Here is a 19,285-nt window from a genome sequence, read left to right on the forward strand (position 1 = left end):
TGGGGTTTTGTTTTGGGCGGGCGAAAAGACAGCTAACATCCCAATTCCGCCAACAACTGCCCACAGTGCTAAAGTCGCACCCTCGATTTTTGCTTTTCCCAAGGAAGCCGTTATGCCGGATGCGACGTCCCTCAGTCCTGGATTCATGGTGGTTCACGGTAACCGCCTGGACGAACTGCGCAGCCTGGTGGTCAGTTGGATGCGCCGCTATCCCCTGGCGCCCTTGGAAAACGAGATCGCCCTGGTTCAAAGCAACGGCATCGCCCAGTGGCTCAAGCTGGCCCTGGCTGAAGATCCGGAAGACGACGACATGGGCGGCTGCGGCATCGCCGCAGCTATCGATGTTCAACTGCCCGGCAGCTTTATGTGGCAGCTCTACCGCATGGTCCTGGGCAAAGATGAAATTCCGCCCAAGTCCCTGCTCGACAAGGCCCCACTGACCTGGCGCCTCATGCGCCTGCTCCCCGAGCTTATCGATCAACCGCACTTCGAACCGCTGCAGCGCTTCCTCACCCACGACACCGATCTGCGTAAACGCTACCAACTCGCCGAGCGCCTGGCTGACCTGTTTGACCAATATCAGGTCTACCGCGCCGATTGGCTCGAAGACTGGGCTGCCGGTCGCCACCAACTGCGCAACGGTCGAGGCGAGTCAAAACCGCTCAACCCAGCCAACTGCTGGCAAGCCGAACTATGGCGCGCACTGCTGCTGGATGTCGGTGAGGAAGGCATGGCCGAAAGCCGCGCCGGCGTTCACCAGCGTTTTATCGAGCGCATCAATACACTGGAAACAGCGCCCGCGGGCCTGCCACCCCGAGTCATTGTTTTCGGCATCTCCTCGTTGCCCGCCCAGGCACTGGAAGCCCTCGCCGGCCTCGCGCGATTCAGCCAAGTCCTGCTCTGCGTGCACAACCCCTGCCGTCACCATTGGTCTGACATCGTCGCCGATAAAGACCTGCTACGTAACGAATACAAGCGCCAAGCGCGTAAGGCCGGCATGCCGGTCACCATCGACCCACAAACCCTGCACCAGCACGCCCACCCGCTACTGGCCGCCTGGGGCAAGCAAGGCCGTGACTACATCAGCTTGCTGGACAGCTACGACGACCCCAACAGTTACCGCGCCGCATTCCGCGATGGTCGCATCGACCTGTTCAGCGACAGTGAGCCCACCACACTGCTCAACCAGCTTCAGGACGACATCCTGGAACTGCGTCCACTCAATGAAACTCGCGAGCGATGGCCTGCCGTCGACCTGGAGCGTGATACCTCCATCCGCTTCCACATCGCCCACAGCGCCCAGCGCGAAGTGGAAATCCTGCACGACCAGCTGCTCCAACGCTTCAGCGCCGACCCTACGTTGCGCCCGCGAGATATCATCGTCATGGTCCCGGATGTCGACAGCTATGCACCGCATATCCGCGCCGTGTTCGGCCAACTCGAACGCAATGATCCACGCTTCATCCCATTCACCCTGACCGACCAGGGCCAACGCGGCCGCGACCCGCTGCTCATCGCCGTCGAACACCTGCTGAAACTGCCCGACAGCCGCTTCCCCGTCAGTGAGATCCTCGACCTGCTCGACGTTCCGGCCCTGCGCGAACGCTTCGCTATCAAAGAGCGCGACCTGCCGACGCTGCATCGCTGGATCGAAGGTGCCGGCATCCGCTGGGGGCTCAACGCCGAACAACGTGCCGGCCTGGGCTTGCCAACAGAGCTGGAACAAAACAGCTGGCGTTTCGGCCTGCGCCGCATGTTGCTCGGTTACGCCGTAGGCACCGGCGCCGCGTGTGAGGGTATCGAGCCCTACGATGAAATCGGTGGCCTCGACGCAGCGCTCATTGGTCCTCTGGTCGCTTTGCTCGACGCACTCAACGACGCACATCAAGGACTGTCGCTACCTGCGGCTCCTGCGCAATGGGGTGAGCGCCTGCAACGCCTGATGCAACTGTTCTTCCTGCCCAGCAGCGAACACGATGACTACCTGCTGGGCCAACTCGAACAGCTCAGGGAAACCTGGCTGGAAACCTGCGAATCCGTCGGCCTGCAGGACGAGTTACCTCTGACCGTAGTCCGCGAAGCCTGGCTTGCAGGTCTGGACCAAGGTCGCCTCTCCCAGCGTTTCCTCGCCGGAGCTGTCAATTTCTGTACGTTGATGCCCATGCGAGCGATCCCCTTCAAGCTCGTTTGCCTGCTCGGCATGAACGATGGCGATTACCCACGCGCCCAACCCCCGCTTGACTTCGACCTGATGGGCAGCGACTACCGCCCCGGCGACCGTTCGCGCCGCGAAGACGACCGCTACCTGCTGCTCGAAGCGCTCCTGTCAGCCCGCGACCAGCTGTACATAAGCTGGGTGGGCCGCAGCATCCGCGACAACAGTGACCGCCCTGCGTCGGTACTCATCGGCCAACTGCGTGACCACCTCTCCAGCGGCTGGCACCACGCTAATGGCGATGAGCCGCTGATCGACGCCATGACACAAGAGCACCCACTGCAACCGTTCAGCGCCCGTTACTTCCATGAGGGCGACGCGCTGTTCAGCTACGCCCGTGAGTGGCAATTGCTGCATGAAACGCCGGATGCGAGCCCGAAAGAAGACGGACTCACACCGCATCAGCAGGACGAACCCCTGAGCCTCGGTCAGCTTCAAGACTTCCTGCGCAACCCGGTCAAACATTTCTTCAGCCAACGCCTGAAAGTGTTCTTCGAAGCCGCCGAAGTGCCACTGGCCGACGAAGAACCCTTCGTCCTCGATGCCCTGCAACGCTACAGCCTGAGCGACAGCCTGCTGGGCGCCGCACTCACCCAACCCGATCATCTCGACCAAGCCCTGAACGCCCAGGCCCTGCGCCTGCAGGGCAGTGGCCTGTTGCCGATGGTGGGTTTCGGCGAATGCCTGCGCAACGAGCTGATCGAGCCGTTACCCGATCTGTTGCGACGCTATCAGCAACTGCTCGCCCTCTGGCCCACTCCGCACACCGGTGCCGAACCGGTCAGTTTTGAGCATAATGGCGTGCAGCTGGAAGGCTGGATCAGTGGTCTGCATCGACGCAGCGATGGCGGGTTGCTCAGCGTTACCACCATCCCCAACAGCATCGGCTCGATCAAAACGCGCAAGTGGCATCGCCTGATTCGCCCCTGGGTCAATCACGTGGTTGCCTGCGCCTGCGGCCTGCCGCTGAGCACCGGCTTGGTGGCCAGCGATGACACCCTGTTGCTGCCGCCGTTGGATAAAACCAATGCCCAGGAAATCCTCGGTAACCTATTGTTGGCCTGGCATACCGGCATGAGCCAACCCTTACCCGTCGCCGTCAAAACCGCTTTCGCTTGGCTTAGCCAGACCGATCCCGCCAAGGCTCAGGCGGCGGCCAGCAAAGCCTACGAAGGCGATGGCCTGACTACCGATGGCGAACGCCGCGAAACCCCGGCGCTCACCCGCCAATTCCCCGACTACGCCACGCTCATCGCCAGCGAAGAATTCGAAGGTTGGTGCGAAACCCTGTATCGCCCGCTGCTCAACGCCCCGTGGCGATCACTCACAGGCGAGGAGGCCGGCGCATGACCAGCAAACCCTTGGCCCTGGCCTTCCCGCTCAAAGGCAGCCAGCTGATTGAAGCCAGTGCCGGCACCGGCAAGACCTTCACCATCTCTGCCCTCTACCTGCGCCTGGTTCTCGGCCACGGAGGCGATGAATCAGGCTTTGGCCGCGAACTGCTGCCGCCGCAAATCCTGGTGGTGACCTTCACCGATGCCGCCACCAAAGAACTGCGCGAACGCATCCGCATCCGCCTGGCCGAAGCAGCACGCTTCTTCCGCGAAGAAATCGAACAGCCCGACGCCCTGATCGCTGATCTACGCGACGAATACCCACTCGAACAATGGCCAGCCTGCGCCAACCGCCTGGACATCGCCGCGCAATGGATGGACGAAGCCGCCGTCTCGACCATCCACAGTTGGTGTCAGCGCATGTTGCGCGAGCATGCGTTCGACAGCGGCAGCCTGTTCACCCAAACCCTGGAAACCGATCACAGCGACTTGCTCGGCGAAGTGTTGCGCGATTACTGGCGACTGTTCTGCTACCCGATGCACGACGACGCACTCAATTGGGTGCGCAGCAACTGGGGTGGCCCCGCCGCATTGATGCCGCGAGTGCGCGCGTTGTTCGGCAGCGAACGGCCCACGGATGAAGCCCGCGAGCCCTCAGAGCTGATCACGGCCTGCCTGCAAGAACGCCGCGAAGCGCTGACCGCCATCAAGGCGCCCTGGCAACAATGGGCCGCCGAGCTGCGCGACATCTGCCTGCAAGCCGTAGCCGCCAAAGCTGTCGACGGCCGCAAGATGCAAGCGCGTTACTTCGAGCCCTGGTTCGAAAAGATCAGCGCCTGGGCCGCTGACGAAACCCTCGAACAACTCGACATCGGCACCGGCTTCACCCGCTTGACGCCCGACGGCATGGCCGAAGCCTGGAAAGGCGAGCCGCCGCAGCATCCTGGCATCGACGCCATGGCCGGCCTCAAGGCGGCCCTTGATGCGCTGCCAACCCCCGACGCCGCAGTGTTGCAACACGCCGCTGGTTGGGTGGGGAAACGCTTCGAGGAAGAAAAACGCCGTCGCGCCGAAATGGGTTTCGACGACATGCTCATCCGTCTCAACGCTGCACTGCAAGCCGACGGCGGCGAACGCCTGGCCAGTGTGATCCGCGAGCAATTCCCGGTAGCCCTGATCGACGAGTTCCAGGACACCGACCCGGTGCAATACGCCATCTTCGACAGCATCTACCGCATCGAAGAAAACCACCTCGACAGTGGCCTGTTCCTGATAGGCGACCCCAAGCAAGCGATCTACGCCTTCCGTGGCGCCGATATCTACACCTACCTGCGCGCCCGTCAGTCCACCACGGGTCGTCATCACACATTGGGCACCAACTTCCGCTCCAGCCACGCGATGGTCGAGGCGGTGAACCATGTGTTCCAGCGAGCGGAAACAGGTCGCGGCGCGTTCCTGTTCCGCGAGCCCAATGGTGATAACCCGGTGCCGTTCCACTCGGTACTGTCCCAGGGGCGCAAAGAACAATTGCAGGTAAATGGCCAAACGCTGCCAGCGATGAATCTTTGGCACTTGCCTACCGACCAGCCGGTTTCCAACGTGCTGTATCGTCAGCAACTTGCGGCGGCCTGTGCCACGCACATTGTTGAATTGCTCAACGGCGGCCAGCATGGCAGTGCAGGTTTCCTACAACCGGACGGCAGCTTCAAAGGCGTGCGTCCGTCAGACGTCGCCATTCTCGTGCGCGACGGCAAGGAGGCCCAGGCCGTGCGCGCCGAGTTGGCCGCCCGTGGCGTGCGCAGCGTCTATCTGTCCGACAAGGACTCGGTCTTCGCCGCTCAGGAAGCCCACGACCTGCTGGCCTGGCTCAAGGCTTGTGCCGAGCCGGATGTGGAACGTCCGCTGCGCGCCGCACTGGCTTGCGTCACCCTGAACCTATCACTGCCGGAACTGGAACGTTTGAACCAGGACGAACTCGCGTGGGAAAGCCGCGTCATGCAGTTCCGTGTCTACCGTGCGATCTGGCGTACCCAAGGCGTGCTGCCGATGCTGCGTCGTCTGCTTCACGACTTCAAACTGCCGCAAACCCTGATCGCGCGCAGTGATGGCGAACGTGTTCTGACCAACCTGCTGCACCTCAGCGAATTGCTGCAACAGGCCGCATCGGAACTGGACGGTGAACAGGCACTGATCCGCCATCTGGCCGAACACCTGGCACTTTCTGGTCAGGCGGGTGAAGAACAGATCCTGCGCCTGGAGAGTGATGAGCAACTGGTCAAGGTCGTGACGATCCACAAGTCCAAAGGCCTGGAATACGACCTGGTTTTCCTGCCGTTCATTTGTTCAGCCAAGCCGGTGGATGGCAGCCGCTTACCGCTGCACTACCACGATGAAACCGGCAAATCCCAGGTCAGCCTGCGTCCTACGCCTGAGCTGATCGCAAAGGCAGACAATGAGCGTCTGGCCGAAGACCTGCGCCTGTTCTACGTCGCCCTGACACGCGCCAAGCACGCCTGCTGGCTGGGCATCGCCGACCTCAAGCGTGGCAACAGCAACAGCTCCGTGCTGCACCTGTCGGCGCTGGGCTACTTGCTCGGTGCAGGCGCCTCGTTGGGTGAGTCCGCCGGCTTGGCACGCTGGCTCCTGGACCTTCAAGAAGGTTGCACCGCCATCAACTATGCCCAGGTGCCCGAAGCGCAAGACATCCTTTTCCACCCACCGCGCAACGAAGCCACGCTACGAGCCCCGCTCCTGCCCAAGCGCAAGGCTGCGGAAAACTGGTGGATCGCTTCCTACAGCGCCTTGCGCATTGGCGACAGCATGAGCGCCGCCCCGCTCGAAGCACCGGAAAGCCCACAGGCCCAGAAGCTGTTCGATGACGAACGGCTCGACCCCGATGCACCTCGCGAAGTGGCGGCATCCGGCGGCGATATTCACCGTTTCCCACGCGGTCCTAACCCAGGGACCTTCCTCCACGGCCTATTGGAATGGGCAGGGGAGGACGGCTTCAACGTTACGCCCGAGGCCATCGAAAAAGCCGTGGGCGCCCGCTGCAACCGGCGCAACTGGGAAGGTTGGATCATCACCCTCAGCAGTTGGCTCGGCCACCTGCTGCAAACGCCACTGCCTGTGGATAACGGTCACGTCTCCCTCAGTGGTTTGCAGCAGTACCAGATCGAAATGGAGTTCTGGTTTGCCAGCCATAAGGTTGATGTACTCGCCGTCGACAAACTGGTGTGCCAATTCACCCATAACGGCGCTTCTCGCGTCGCCGCCGAGCCTGTACTGCTCAACGGCATGTTCAAGGGCTTCATCGATTTGACCTTCGAACACGATGGCCGCTATTACGTGGCCGACTACAAATCCAACTGGCTGGGCCCCGACGATTCGGCCTACACCTTGGATGCCATGGAGCAGTCGATCCTTGATCATCGGTACGACCTTCAATACGTACTTTACCTACTGGCCCTGCACCGCCAACTCAAGGCGCGTCTGCCGGACTACGACTACGACCGGCATGTCGGCGGCGCGCTCTACATTTTCCTGCGGGGCACGCAGTCCGCGAGCCAGGGCGCGTATTTCACCCGACCGCCACGGGAACTGATCGAAAGCCTGGACCTGCTGTTCCAGGGCAAGCCCATCCCGCCCAAGGTTGAGCCCGCCTGGGAACAAGGAGTGTTGTTATGAGCCTGTCGCCGCTACCGCTGGAGGCGCTGATGCCCCTCAGCCGCGCCGCTGACCTGGTGCAACTGCTGGAGCGCTGGGTCGATCGTGGCTGGTTGCGTGCCTTGGACAAAGCCTTTGTAGGTTTCCTGCACGAGCTTGATCCTCAGGCCGACCCGCTGGTGCTGCTGGCCGCCGCGCTGACCAGCCATCAATTGGGCCATGGTCACGTTTGCCTCGACCTGTTCGAAACCCTCAAAGCGCCGGACTTCGCTCTATCGTTGCCGCCTGAAGGCGACCTGCAAACCGGTGCCATGTTGCTGCCGTCGCAGTTACTGGAAGGCCTGGACGGCGCCCACTGGTGCCACGCACTGGCCGCCAGTCATCTGGTCGCGCTGGCGGTCGATGGCAGCGAATCCGCGCAGAGTCGTCCTCTGGTACTGTCCGGCAAGCGCCTGTACCTGCGCCGCTACTGGACTTACGAACGGCGCATCGACAGCGCCTTGCGCCTGCGTCTTGCCACTCAGGAAAACGTGGCCGTCGATTTGCCGCAGCGCCTCAACAGTCTGTTCGATCAACCGCCGCCTGACGGTGTGATCGACTGGCAAAAACTCGCCTGCGCCCTGGCCACACGCGGCGCATTCAGCATCGTCACCGGCGGCCCTGGCACTGGCAAGACCACCACCGTGGTGCGCCTGCTCGCGCTGTTACAGGCGCCGGCTGTGGAATCCGGCAGCCCATTGCGCATTCGCCTGGCCGCCCCCACCGGTAAGGCCGCCGCACGCCTCACCGAGTCCATCAGCCAACAAGTGCTGTCGCTGAAAGTGCCGGACAGCGTGAAGGAAAAAATCCCGACCCAGGTCACCACCGTCCACCGCTTGCTGGGCAGTCGCCCAGGCACACGGCATTTTCGTCATCACCTCGGTAACCCATTGCCCTTGGATGTGCTGGTGGTGGACGAAGCCTCGATGATCGACCTGGAAATGATGGCCAACCTGCTCGACGCCTTGCCGCGCCATGCACGCCTGGTGCTGCTGGGTGACAAGGACCAACTGGCGTCGGTAGAGGCGGGCGCTGTCCTCGGTGACTTGTGCCGCGACGCCGAAGCCGGTTTCTACAACGCCGACACCCGCCAATGGCTGCAAGCCGTCAGCGGCGAAGACCTCAGCGCCAGCGGCCTGCAGGAAGACCTCGACGGCAGCCACCCCCTGGCCCAGCAGGTGGTAATGCTGCGTTACTCGCGACGTTTCGGCGAAGGCAGTGGCATCGGCCAACTGGCGCGCTGGGTCAACCAGCAAAACGCTGACGAGGCGCGTAAGCTGCTCGCCGCGCGCAGTCACGCTGACCTGTTCTGCGTCAGCCTCAAGGGCGAACACGATCACGCCCTCGAACGCCTGGTGCTGGACGGGCAGGGTGACGGTGCCGAGGGCTATCGCTATTACCTCAATCTGTTGCAGAGCGCGCGCCCGTCGCCGGATACGCCGCGTGAAAGTGAGGCCTGGACCCTCTGGGCGCAACAATTGCTGCAAGCCTTCGACGCGTTCCAACTGCTCTGCGCGGTACGCAAAGGCCCCTGGGGCGTGGAAGGCCTGAACCTGCGCATCACCGCCGCCCTGCGCAAGGTGCGGCTGATCGAAGGCGACGAGCAGTGGTACGAAGGCCGCCCGGTGCTGATGACCCGCAACGATTACGGCCTGGGCCTGATGAACGGCGACATCGGCATCGCGCTCAAACTGCCCGAAAGCGACGGCGGCCCCCAGGTGCTGCGCGTTGCCTTCCCACGCAACGACGGCCAAGGCGGTGTGAGATTTGTGCTGCCCAGCCGTCTGAACGATGTGGAAACCGTGTACGCCATGACCGTGCACAAATCCCAGGGCTCGGAATTCACCCATACCGCGCTGATCCTGCCGGATGCGCTGAACCCGGTGCTCACCAAAGAGCTGATCTACACCGGCATCACCCGGGCCAAGCGCTGGTTCAGCCTGATCGAGCCCCGAGGTGGCGTGTTTGAGGAGGCCGTCAGGCGCAAGGTCAAGCGTTTGAGTGGGTTGATGCTGGAGTTGGGTCACGAATCAGAAAAAACTGACTGATAGGTCATGCCAGATTTCTGGTTCAGTCGCCTGATTTTTCTGGAAAAATAGCGGCCCCTGCGAAGGCCTACTCTTCGCGGGGTTTTCCGCCGCTGTGCTATCGTTGCGGCATCATTCAAAAAATACCTGAGAGAAACGCTGCATGAACGTGGCTGTCTCGCCCACAGAGCGCAGTTTGAGCTGGAGACGCATGCTGCTGGTGGCGTTCCTGTGCGTGTTCGCGCCGCACGCTTTCGCCCAGGCGCCCGACCCTGCGGGCCTTGCCGCCCAGCGTGCGCAGGCCGTCACCCAAGTGGTGCTCGGTATCCTCAGTTATGCGCGCTGGCCGGTAGAACCTGCGCAATTGCGCCTGTGCATCGTTGGCCCGACCCAATACACCGACGACCTGATCAAAGGCACCACCCAGGCCACCGGCCGTCCAGTGGTGGTGCAGCGCCTGCTGGCCAGCCATCCCGATATCGTCAATGCGTGCGACGCGGTGTATATCGGCAAGCTCAGCGCCGATGAGCGCAGCCAGCTGTTCACCTCGTTGATCGGTCATCCTGTGCTGAGCATCAGCGAAGGCGGCGACCAATGCACGGTGGGCAGTCTGTTCTGCCTGCGCGTGAGCGATGAGCAGGTGTCGTTCGAGGTCAATCTCGACTCCGTCGCCCGCAGCGGCGTGCGCATTCACCCGAGCGTGTTGCAGTTGTCCCGCCGCCGAGCGCCAACGTCATGACAGCCGTCAAGGCACGGCCGACCCTGCGTTCCGTCATCGGCCGGGGGCACTTGATCCTGGCGCTGGTGGCGGTGACGCTGGCAAGTGTTTCCCTGACCCTGCTTGGCGTACTGGCACTGCGGGTCTATGCCGAGCACAACCTGCACCTGATCGCACGCTCCATCAACTACACCGTGGAAGCGGCGGTGGTGTTCAACGACAGCGCGGCGGCCACTGAAGCCCTCAGCCTGATTGCCTCCACCGAAGAAGTGGCCGAGGCCGAAGTCTTCGATGCCAATGGCAAGCTGTTGGCAAAGTGGATACGCCCGGAAACCGGCATGCTTTCGCGGGTCGAGTTGGAGCTGGCGCACACCCTGCTGGAACAACCCATCAGCCAGCCGATCCTGCATCAAGGCAAAGCCATCGGCAGCATTCATCTGACCGGTCACGGCGGTAGTCTGTTGCGTTTCCTGCTCAGCGGCCTGGCCGGGATCCTCATCTGTACCGCCCTCAGCGCATGGGTCGCCCTGCACCTGGCGCGGCGTTTGTTGCGCGGCATCACCGGCCCATTGCAAAGCCTCGCCGCCGTGGCCCACGCTGCCCGTAGCGAACGCGATTTCGACCGCCGCGTGCCACCGGCGCAAATCGCCGAACTCGACAGCCTCGGCAGTGACTTCAACGCCTTGCTCGGCGAAATGGAAGCCTGGCAAAGCCACCTGCAAAGTGAGAACGAATCCCTCGCCCACCAGGCCAACCACGACAGCCTCACCGGCTTGCCCAATCGTGCGTTCTTCGAAGGCCGTTTGATCCGCGCCCTGCGCAGCGCGGCCAAGGCCAAGGAACAGGTGGCGGTGCTGTACCTCGACAGTGACCGTTTCAAAGAGATCAACGACAGCTTTGGCCACGCCGCCGGCGACGCCGTCCTCGTCGCCGTCGCCGAGCGCGTGCGTGCGCAATTGCGTGAAGACGACCTGGTAGCGCGCCTGGGCGGCGATGAGTTCGCCATCCTGCTGGCGCCATTGCACAAGGCAGAAGACGCCGAGCGTATCGCCGACAAGATCATCGCCAGCATGGACCGGCCCATCCCCGTGCCCGGCAACACCCAGGTGTTGACCTCCCTCAGTATCGGCATTGCCATTTACCCCGATCATGGCGCCACCCCTGGCACCTTGCTCAATGCCGCCGACGCGGCGATGTACCAGGCCAAGCGTTTATCCTCGGGCGGCCAGCAAACGGCGGAGTCGGATAACCCCGTCGTCAACGTTCAACACAGGAGTTGACCCCTTGTTCACGACCGCACGTTTCATGTTTATCACCCTGCTGGTAGCACTGCTCGCCCTCGGCGGCTGCCAGACGCCGCCCCCCAAAGGCCTGACCCCGGCGCAAGTGGCGGTTCTCAAGCAACAAGGTTTTGAGCTGACCGACGACGGTTGGGCATTCGGCCTGTCCGGCAAAGTCCTGTTCGGCAGCGACGTCGAAACCCTCAACCAACCCAGCACCGACATCGTCCAACGCATCGGCAAGGCCCTGTTGGGCGTCGGCATCGAACGCGTGCGCGTCGACGGCCACACCGACGCTTCCGGCAAGGAAACCTACAACCAGCAACTGTCCCTGCGCCGCGCGAAAAGCGTGGCGGCGGTGTTGACCGGTGTGGGCATGAAGGAAGAAAACATCCAGCTACGCGGGCTGGGCAGCAGCGAGCCGGTGGCGCCGAACACCACGGTGGCGGGGCGCACGGAGAATCGGCGGGTGTCGATTGTGGTGATTGCGGACTGAGTCACTGCCCCCATCTCAACTTGAAACCCAATCAACTGTGGGAGCTGGCTTGCCGGCGATAGCGGTGTCTCAGTACCGGATGTACTGACTGACACACTGCCATCGCTGGCAAGCCAGCTCCCACAGTTGGTTTTGTGGTGTGCCTGAAACAGCGTTTGCTAAGTAACTTCTCCGTAGGAAAGCTCTGCGATGACGAATGTTGATGGCTAGGCTGACGAGGTTTCGCTTTTTCGCACGAAGTCGGCTTAGTTAAATGGCCGCTCTGAGTCGCCCCAAAGCTCATCATTCAAATCTTCCGATACCAGCCATAAGCCGAGCCCCATGGACAACTCCGATATCGCGATCACGCTGGTCTTGATCTCTGCCTTCATGCACGCCACCTGGAACGCTGTCGTCCGCGCCGGCAGCAGTCGCTTCATGACCTTGGCCATGGTGGATGGCACCGCCCTGGTGATATGCCTTTTGGCGTTGCCGTTTGTCAGCGTGCCGAGCCTGGAGGTGTGGGGCTACATCCTCGTCTCCGTGGGACTCAATACGGTCTATCGGCTATTTCTGATCAAAGCCTACGAAACGGGAGATTTCGGGCAGGTGTACCCGGTGATGCGTGGGATACCGCCGGTACTGGTCGCGTTGTTTTCCTGCTTTCTGTTGCATGAGCAGTTGTCACGCGAGGCGCTGGCGGGTGTGGTGTTGATTTGTGTAGGCATTATCAGCCTGACCTTTGTGCGCAGGATGACGGCGCAGATGCTCAAGCCGATCCTGATGGCGGTGTGTGCCGGGGCGTTTATCGCGGCTTACACGGTGGTGGACGCCAAAGGCGTGAGAGCCAGTGAAACGGTGTTGCAATACATCATCTACCTGACGGTATTCCAGAGCATTCCGATCCCGGTGCTGGCGTTTTCCAGGGAGCGTTTGGCCTTGATGCGTGCGATACGTGGGCATTGGCGAGTCGGCCTGTTGGGCGGTGTTTTTTACCTGGCGTCTTACGGATTGGTGTTGTTTGCGTTGTCGCTGGACGCGGTGGCCAAGGTCTCAGCGCTGCGGGAAACCAGTGTTATTATCGGCGCCATTATTGCCGCGCTGTTCTTTCACGAACAGTTCGGTTGGCGACGGATGCTGTCGGCATTCGTCATTGTTTGCGGGATCATCTTGATCAAAGTGAGCACCTGATGGCCCAGCGTCCGCCTCCCACTCCGATGCTTCAAGCGTTCGTCAGCGCTGCGCAAACCGGTAGCTTTGCGCGTGCGGCGTCGCAGCTTAACCTCACCGCCAGCGCCATCAGCCATCAAATTGCAGGCCTGGAGGAATGGTGGGGCGTGCAGTTGTTTGAGCGGCATTCGCGCGGCGTCAAGCTGACGTGCGCAGGGCAGGCTTTGTTGCCGGTCACCGACGGATTTTTCAAGGCGCTGGATGGGGTCTTGCATTCATTCAACCCCGCAAAGTCCCGACCGCTGTACCTCTCATGCACGTCCTCGCTCTGCTCGACATGGCTGATCCCCAGGATGCACGGCTCTCACACTGAGGCTTCGTTCAACCTTGATCTGGTGTTGACCAGCGCCGACATCAACAGCACCAGTCTGGAAGCGCATCAATACGATGTCGCGGTGGTGATGGGGTATGGCGATTACCCGGATCATCATGTTGAACTGCTGATGCGTGACGCGGTGTTCCCCGTTTGCTCGCCGGAATTTCTAAGGCCGAAGGGGGATATTGCGCCGGAGGATGTCGCCCAATACCCGCTGATTCATAGGGTGGACGATCAGGTGTGTCCGGGGTGGGAAAGCTGGTTTGCGTTTCAGGGCCTGCCGACGCCGCCTTATCACCATGGGCCTCGATTTCCGGATTCTAGCCTGGCGATCAGTCTGGCGGTAAAGGGCACAGGGATTGCGCTGGGCAGGACTGCGTTGGTGTATGACCAATTGGAAAACGGTGCATTGGTTGCGTTGAAAAGCCCCGTAATGATGTCCCCAGCGGCCTACTACATCATTTGTCGAAATGGGCGGCAGTCAGAGCCGGATATTGCGCGTCTGATTGAATGGCTCAAGACCCGTGCGGGCGAGTTCCTGCGCGAAGTTCGGGCTCGGTATCCACAAATAGCCGGGACCACCGCCGTTTAAATGTGGGAAGGAGCAGGGCTCCTCCCGCATTCGAACGGTGTTCGCTTAACGGCCCGGTGTCATGGCTTGCGTCAGGTCATCGACCACGGCTTTGCCCATTTCACACAGGTAATGCGCGGCCCACGCGTATTGCTCGCCGCGCACATCCATGGCGGCTTCCATCGCGAGTTTCTTGGAGTAAAAAAGCAGGGTGGAGGCGTGCTCTAAAGCCTCCTCAATGGGCATGCCGGCGTTGACGCGGAACAGGGGTTTTTCGTTTTCGCCGTAATCGCCGAAGGTGACGACGCCGAGGGTGGTGATGGAGGAGAGCGGTGGATCGGGGACGATTTTAGTCATGATCTATACCTGGGAGTTTAGGGAGCCACCCACTCATGTCGCTAAACATGAAAGGGTGGCAGCTGTACGCAGGTTAGCGAACCGGACCCAGGACCCGGCAGACCCGAAGGTCTCCCACGCACAGCCGCCATAACACGACAACGACGAGCATGAAGCGCTTGCCGTTGGAGGCTGTGTCCGGGTTCGGGTCGCTAAACCCGTTCGCTGATGTCAGCGAAGTACGGAGGCTAATGACTCGAACCCTAAGGCACAATAGGCCGGAGATTCTCTAGGAAACGTCCTGCAAATTAAAGCGAATCATCGTTGATGGCCCTTTAATCCGCGAACGTGATCTCCCTGGTCTCCCCCATCAACAACCCCTGATTCTGCTCCGTCACTTCCCTGATGTAGTCCCACAACAACGTAATCCGCTTCAACTTCCTCAAATCCTCCCGGCAATACATCCAGAACTGGCGAGTGATGGAAATCTGCTCCCCCAGCACCGGCAACAACCGTGGATCCTGCGCCGCCAGAAAGCACGGCAATATCGCCATCGACCGACCCTGCTGCGCCGCCACGTACTGCGCAATCACGCTGGTACTGCGCAAACTGGCGCTGGCGCCGGGCACCACGTTGGCCAGGTACAGCAGCTCAGAGCTGAAGGCCAAGTCATCCACATAGCTGATAAACGGATGCTCGGCCAAATCTGCCGGTTTGCGGATCGGTGGGTGCTGGTCGAGGTATTCCTGGGTCGCGTACAGCTGCAATTTGTAGTCGCACAATTTGCAGCACACATAGGGCCCATGTTCCGGGCGTTCCAGGGCGATGACGATGTCGGCTTCGCGTTTGGACAGGCTGATGAAGTGGGGCAGGGGCAGGATGTCTACCGAGATGGCGGGGTAGGTGTCGACGAAGTGGCTTAATTGCGGGGTGACGAAAAAGCTGCCGAACCCTTCGGTGCAGCCCATGCGCACATGGCCGGACAGCGCCACGCCGGAGCCGGAGACTTGCTCGCAGGCCATGTGCAGGGTGCTTTCGATGGACTCGGCGTAGCCCAGCAAACGCTGGCCCTCGGTGGTGAGCACGAAGCCGTTGGTCCGGGATTTTTCGAACAGCAACGTACCGAGTGACACTTCCAGTGAACTGATGCGCCGCGACACCGTGGTGTAGTCCACCGCCAGGCGCTTGGCGGCCACGCTGGCCTTGCGGGTGCGGGCCACTTCGAGGAAAAACTTCAGGTCATCCCAGTTCAGGGAGCCCAGCGACGTGATGTTTTTTTGCATATTGGTCCGGCTTTTATGTGCGTTCTTATTAGAGATTTGCACATCTATACTCCAAAAACAGTCCGAACGCCTCATTTCCCAAGGCGGTTACGCGCCTTGTCTCTGCATAAATATAAGATTGGAGACCACATGAACGCATCTGCCGATATTTCCGTGCAACAGGTCAAGTTGCTGATCAACGGCGAGTGGGTCGAGTCCAAGACCACCGAGTGGCAAGACATCGTCAACCCGGCCACCCAAGAGGTGCTGGCCAAAGTCCCGTTCTCCACCCCCGATGAAGTCAACGCTGCCATCGACGCTGCCCATCGTGCCTTCCAGACCTGGAAGCTGACGCCGATCGGCGCACGCATGCGCATCATGCTCAAGCTGCAAGCCTTGATCCGCGAACATTCCAAGCGCATTGCCGTGGTGCTCAGCAACGAGCAGGGCAAGACCATTGCCGATGCCGAGGGCGATATTTTCCGTGGCCTGGAAGTGGTGGAGCACGCCTGCTCCATTGGCACCCTGCAAATGGGCGAGTTCGCTGAAAACGTTGCCGGTGGCGTCGACACCTACACCCTGCGCCAACCCATCGGCGTGTGCGCTGGCATTACTCCGTTCAACTTCCCGGCGATGATTCCGCTGTGGATGTTCCCGATGGCGATTGCTTGCGGTAACACTTTCGTCCTTAAACCGTCCGAGCAGGACCCGCTGTCGACGATGCTGCTGGTGGAGCTGGCGCTGGAAGCTGGCGTGCCGGCTGGCGTGCTCAATGTGGTGCACGGCGGCAAGGATGTGGTGGATGCGCTGTGCACCCATAAAGACATCAAGGCCGTGTCCTTTGTCGGCTCGACCGCTGTGGGCACTCACGTGTATGACTTGGCCGGCAAACACGGCAAGCGTGTGCAATCGATGATGGGCGCCAAGAACCACGCGGTGGTGCTGCCGGATGCCAACCGCGAGCACACCCTCAATGCCCTGGTCGGTGCCGGTTTTGGCGCGGCGGGCCAGCGTTGCATGGCCACTTCGGTGGTGGTGCTGGTGGGCGCGTCCAAGCAATGGTTGCCGGACCTGAAAGCGCTGGCGCAGAAACTCAAGGTCAACGCCGGCAGTGAAGCGGGCACCGACGTCGGCCCGGTGATCTCCAAACGTGCCAAGGCACGCATCCTGGAACTCATCGAGAGCGGCGTAAAAGAAGGCGCCAAGCTGGAGCTGGACGGCCGTGACATCAAGGTGGCGGGCTTCGAGCAAGGCAACTTTGTCGGCCCGACCCTGTTCTCGGGCGTGACCACCGATATGCAAATCTACACCCAGGAAATCTTCGGTCCGGTGCTGGTGGTGCTGGAGGTCGCGACCCTCGACGAGGCCATCGCGCTGGTCAATGCCAACCCGTTCGGCAACGGCACCGGCCTGTTCACCCAGAGCGGCGCGGCGGCGCGTAAGTTCCAGAGCGAAATCGACGTGGGCCAGGTCGGCATCAACATCCCGATCCCGGTGCCGGTGCCGTTCTTCAGCTTCACCGGTTCCCGTGGCTCCAAGCTCGGCGACCTCGGCCCGTACGGCAAGCAAGTGGTGCAGTTCTACACCCAGACCAAGACCGTCACCAGCCGCTGGTTCGATGACGACACGGTCAACGATGGCGTCAACACCACCATCAACCTGCGCTGATCCCGGGAGACGACCATGAAGATTGCATTTATCGGCTTGGGCAACATGGGCGCACCCATGGCCCGCAACCTGATCAAGGCCGGCCATGCGCTGAACCTGTTCGACCTGAACCAGACGGTGCTCAAGGAACTGGCCGAACTGGGTGGCACCATCAGCGATTCACCGCGTGATGCGGCCACGGGCGCTGAACTGGTGATCACCATGCTGCCCGCTGCTGCCCATGTGCGCAGCGTGTGGCTGAATGAAGACGGCGTACTGGCCGGCATCGGCCAAGGCGTACCGGCGGTGGATTGCAGCACTATCGACCCGCAGACCATCCGCGATGTGGCGGCTGCGGCGGCCAAGCAAGGTGTGACCGTGGCCGACGCCCCCGTCTCCGGCGGCACGGGCGGCGCCGCAGCCGGGACGCTGACCTTCATGGTCGGCGCCACCCCCGAACTGTTCGCCACCCTGCAGCCGGTGCTGGCGCAGATGGGCCGCAACATCGTGCATTGCGGTGAGGTCGGCACTGGGCAAATCGCCAAGATCTGCAACAACCTGTTGTTGGGGATCAGCATGGTCGGTGTCAGTGAAGCCATGGCGTTGGGCGATGCGCTGGGTATCGACACGCAAGTGCTGGCGGGGATCATCAACAGCTCGACCGGGCGTTGCTGGAGTTCCGACACCTACAACCCATGGCCGGGCGTGATCGAAACCGCGCCGTCGTCGCGGGGGTACACCGGTGGGTTTGGTGCCGACCTGATGCTCAAGGATTTGGGCCTGGCCACCGAAGCGGCGCGTCAGGCCAAGCAACCCGTGATTCTGGGCGCTGTGGCCCAGCAGTTATATCAATCGATGAGCCAGCGTGGGGAAGGGGGTAAAGACTTCTCGGCGATTATCAACAGCTATCGCAAGCCCAAATAGGGGCGTTTTCCGGGAGCCGGCATTTAGTGGCTCCCGGGTTTTTGCAATTAGCGAGCCTTTTGACCTTTCAGCCAGCATCCCACCACATAAGGCACCAGACTTGATGCCTTTCCTCGCATGAATTCGTAGCCGTAGGGCTTACGCGAAACGGCCAATCCAATCAGGACCTTTTCGGCAGAATGCCTGGCTTTTGTAACCAGTCCTGCGGCCGGTTGAGTGGTCAGCGATGTGCCCACGACCAGCACTTTCTCTGCGTTTTTAAAGTGCTGCAGCGCCTTCTCGATATTCGGCACATTTTCGCCATACCAGACGATATGGGGGCGTAATTGGCTGCCTTTTTCACAGGTGTCGCCGAGCAAGATCGGCTTATCGTCGATCTTGTAAGTCAGTTGCTCGTCGACCGTGCTTTGCGCCAGGTTGATTTGACCATGCAGATGCAGAACGCACGTAGACCCTGCACGCTCGTGCAGGTCGTCGACGTTTTGCGTGATCACCACGACATCAAACTGCTGTTCCAACTCCGCTATGGCGCGGTGCGCCGCATTGGGCTGTGCAGTCCACGCCTTGTGCCGCAACGCGTTATAGAACGCCAGCACGTCTGCGGGGTGCCTATGCCATGCCTCGGGCGTAGCCACGTCTTCGACGCGATGGTCCATCCACAGTCCGGTTTCGTCGTTGAACGTGTCCAAGCCACTTTCGGCACTGATGCCGGAGCCGGTGAAGATGACGATTTTTCGTTTGCATTTGTCAGTGGTCATGGACGTTGCCTCGCGCATTCCGCTCGAACTTCCGTGAGCGCAGGGCATAAATACTGACCCAAAAAAACCGTCGCTAGCGACGGTTTTTTTGTAGGAGTGTTCCTCGTTTCGGGCTCTACTTAATCAAGCAAACACAAAATACTTACGCACCGTCTCCACCACTTCCCACGTCCCCTTCATCCCCGGTTCCACCACGAAGATATCCCCAGCCCGCAAGTGAATCGGCTCCAGGCCTTCTGGGGTGATGATGCAGTAGCCTTCCTGGAAGTGGCAGTATTCCCACTTCACGTAGTCCACGTACCACTTGCCCGGGGTGCAGATCCAGGTGCCCATGATCTTGCTGCCGTCTTCGCTGGTGTAGGCGTTGAGGTTGACGGTGTGCGGGTCGCCTTCGAGCTTTTCCCATTTGCAGGCGTCCAGGACCGGCAGGGGATGGGTGTCGCGCAGTACGGTGATGGGCTTGGACATGATGTCTCCAGGGCAGGGA

14 protein-coding genes are annotated in these 19,285 nt (G+C 61.2%); 10 read left to right on the forward strand and 4 right to left on the reverse strand.

Features of this window, described 5'->3' with window-relative positions:
- Positions 1-112 precede the first annotated feature (112 nt).
- The 8 genes from recC to HX823_RS12960 all read left to right on the forward strand — a co-directional run bounded on the left by recC (position 113) and on the right by HX823_RS12960 (position 13,892).
- Entirely contained in the window at positions 113-3,565 is a 3,453-nt protein-coding gene (gene recC, locus HX823_RS12925; RefSeq protein WP_177075100.1) for an exodeoxyribonuclease V subunit gamma, read from the forward strand.
- The gene (gene recB / locus HX823_RS12930) at positions 3,562-7,236 is read left to right on the forward strand and encodes an exodeoxyribonuclease V subunit beta (RefSeq protein ID WP_177075101.1); all 3,675 of its coding nucleotides are present in this window, start codon (positions 3,562-3,564) and stop codon (positions 7,234-7,236) included. Before recC ends, recB begins: the two co-directional genes overlap by 4 nt.
- Positions 7,233-9,302 carry an exodeoxyribonuclease V subunit alpha gene (recD, locus tag HX823_RS12935; RefSeq protein WP_177075102.1) on the forward strand — a complete coding sequence of 690 codons (2,070 nt, stop codon included), beginning with the start codon at positions 7,233-7,235 and terminating at the stop codon, positions 9,300-9,302. The genes recB and recD overlap by 4 nt, the downstream gene beginning before the upstream one ends.
- A gap of 142 nt (positions 9,303-9,444) precedes the next feature.
- Positions 9,445-10,020, forward strand: coding sequence for a YfiR family protein (locus HX823_RS12940; RefSeq protein WP_177075103.1), 576 nt, complete (start codon positions 9,445-9,447; stop codon positions 10,018-10,020).
- A complete protein-coding gene (locus HX823_RS12945; protein WP_177075104.1) occupies positions 10,017-11,279 on the forward strand; it encodes a diguanylate cyclase domain-containing protein in 1,263 nt (420 codons plus the stop codon). The genes HX823_RS12940 and HX823_RS12945 overlap by 4 nt, the downstream gene beginning before the upstream one ends.
- 4 nt (positions 11,280-11,283) lie before the next feature.
- Positions 11,284-11,775, forward strand: coding sequence for an OmpA family protein (locus HX823_RS12950; RefSeq protein WP_177075105.1), 492 nt, complete (start codon positions 11,284-11,286; stop codon positions 11,773-11,775).
- Positions 11,776-12,096: 321 nt separating this feature from the next.
- Positions 12,097-12,945, forward strand: a complete 849-nt coding sequence (locus HX823_RS12955) for an EamA family transporter (RefSeq protein ID WP_177075106.1) — start codon at positions 12,097-12,099, stop codon at positions 12,943-12,945.
- Positions 12,945-13,892: a LysR substrate-binding domain-containing protein gene (locus tag HX823_RS12960; RefSeq protein WP_177075107.1), complete on the forward strand. Its 948-nt coding sequence runs from the start codon at positions 12,945-12,947 to the stop codon at positions 13,890-13,892. Before HX823_RS12955 ends, HX823_RS12960 begins: the two co-directional genes overlap by 1 nt.
- A gap of 45 nt (positions 13,893-13,937) precedes the next feature.
- On the opposite strand, the gene HX823_RS12965 is transcribed toward HX823_RS12960, so the two are convergent.
- A complete protein-coding gene (locus tag HX823_RS12965; protein WP_025859400.1) occupies positions 13,938-14,228 on the reverse strand; it encodes a DUF3077 domain-containing protein in 291 nt (96 codons plus the stop codon).
- 314 nt (positions 14,229-14,542) lie between these two features.
- On the reverse strand, positions 14,543-15,490 hold the full coding sequence (locus HX823_RS12970) for a LysR family transcriptional regulator (RefSeq protein WP_177075108.1): 948 nt from the start codon (positions 15,488-15,490) through the stop codon (positions 14,543-14,545).
- A 129-nt stretch (positions 15,491-15,619) separates the two neighbouring features.
- Here HX823_RS12970 and HX823_RS12975 point away from each other — a divergent pair, with 129 nt between their 5' ends.
- Both HX823_RS12975 and mmsB read left to right on the forward strand, forming a co-directional pair.
- Positions 15,620-17,137 (forward strand): CoA-acylating methylmalonate-semialdehyde dehydrogenase, encoded by a 1,518-nt coding sequence (locus tag HX823_RS12975; RefSeq protein ID WP_177075109.1) that lies wholly within the window; start codon positions 15,620-15,622, stop codon positions 17,135-17,137.
- Positions 17,138-17,152: 15 nt separating this feature from the next.
- The gene (gene mmsB / locus HX823_RS12980) at positions 17,153-18,040 is read left to right on the forward strand and encodes a 3-hydroxyisobutyrate dehydrogenase (protein ID WP_038847136.1); all 888 of its coding nucleotides are present in this window, start codon (positions 17,153-17,155) and stop codon (positions 18,038-18,040) included.
- Positions 18,041-18,087: 47 nt separating this feature from the next.
- Here mmsB and HX823_RS12985 read toward each other — a convergent pair whose 3' ends face one another.
- Both HX823_RS12985 and HX823_RS12990 read right to left on the reverse strand, forming a co-directional pair.
- Positions 18,088-18,798, reverse strand: a complete 711-nt coding sequence (locus HX823_RS12985; protein ID WP_038847151.1) for a Sir2 family NAD-dependent protein deacetylase — start codon at positions 18,796-18,798, stop codon at positions 18,088-18,090.
- Positions 18,799-18,921: 123 nt separating this feature from the next.
- Positions 18,922-19,266 (reverse strand): cupin domain-containing protein, encoded by a 345-nt coding sequence (locus HX823_RS12990; protein ID WP_010206533.1) that lies wholly within the window; start codon positions 19,264-19,266, stop codon positions 18,922-18,924.
- Between the last annotated feature and the right edge of the window lie 19 nt (positions 19,267-19,285).

The sequence above is a fragment of the Pseudomonas sp. P7759 genome (assembly GCF_013386445.1).
Lineage (GTDB): Bacteria > Pseudomonadota > Gammaproteobacteria > Pseudomonadales > Pseudomonadaceae > Aquipseudomonas > Aquipseudomonas azotoformans_A.

What these genes read in the sequence shown, in the direction of transcription:
- HX823_RS12990 (WP_010206533.1), bottom strand. Translation starts at nt 19,266, where the DNA reads ATGTCCAAGCCCATCACCGTACTGCGCGACACCCATCCCCTGCCGGTC.
- recC (WP_177075100.1), top strand. Translation starts at nt 113, where the DNA reads ATGCCGGATGCGACGTCCCTCAGTCCTGGATTCATGGTGGTTCACGGT.
- HX823_RS12985 (WP_038847151.1), bottom strand. Translation starts at nt 18,798, where the DNA reads ATGACCACTGACAAATGCAAACGAAAAATCGTCATCTTCACCGGCTCC.
- HX823_RS12955 (WP_177075106.1), top strand. Translation starts at nt 12,097, where the DNA reads ATGGACAACTCCGATATCGCGATCACGCTGGTCTTGATCTCTGCCTTC.
- HX823_RS12970 (WP_177075108.1), bottom strand. Translation starts at nt 15,490, where the DNA reads ATGCAAAAAAACATCACGTCGCTGGGCTCCCTGAACTGGGATGACCTG.
- HX823_RS12960 (WP_177075107.1), top strand. Translation starts at nt 12,945, where the DNA reads ATGGCCCAGCGTCCGCCTCCCACTCCGATGCTTCAAGCGTTCGTCAGC.
- recB (WP_177075101.1), top strand. Translation starts at nt 3,562, where the DNA reads ATGACCAGCAAACCCTTGGCCCTGGCCTTCCCGCTCAAAGGCAGCCAG.
- HX823_RS12975 (WP_177075109.1), top strand. Translation starts at nt 15,620, where the DNA reads ATGAACGCATCTGCCGATATTTCCGTGCAACAGGTCAAGTTGCTGATC.
- HX823_RS12965 (WP_025859400.1), bottom strand. Translation starts at nt 14,228, where the DNA reads ATGACTAAAATCGTCCCCGATCCACCGCTCTCCTCCATCACCACCCTC.
- recD (WP_177075102.1), top strand. Translation starts at nt 7,233, where the DNA reads ATGAGCCTGTCGCCGCTACCGCTGGAGGCGCTGATGCCCCTCAGCCGC.
- HX823_RS12945 (WP_177075104.1), top strand. Translation starts at nt 10,017, where the DNA reads ATGACAGCCGTCAAGGCACGGCCGACCCTGCGTTCCGTCATCGGCCGG.
- mmsB (WP_038847136.1), top strand. Translation starts at nt 17,153, where the DNA reads ATGAAGATTGCATTTATCGGCTTGGGCAACATGGGCGCACCCATGGCC.
- HX823_RS12940 (WP_177075103.1), top strand. Translation starts at nt 9,445, where the DNA reads ATGAACGTGGCTGTCTCGCCCACAGAGCGCAGTTTGAGCTGGAGACGC.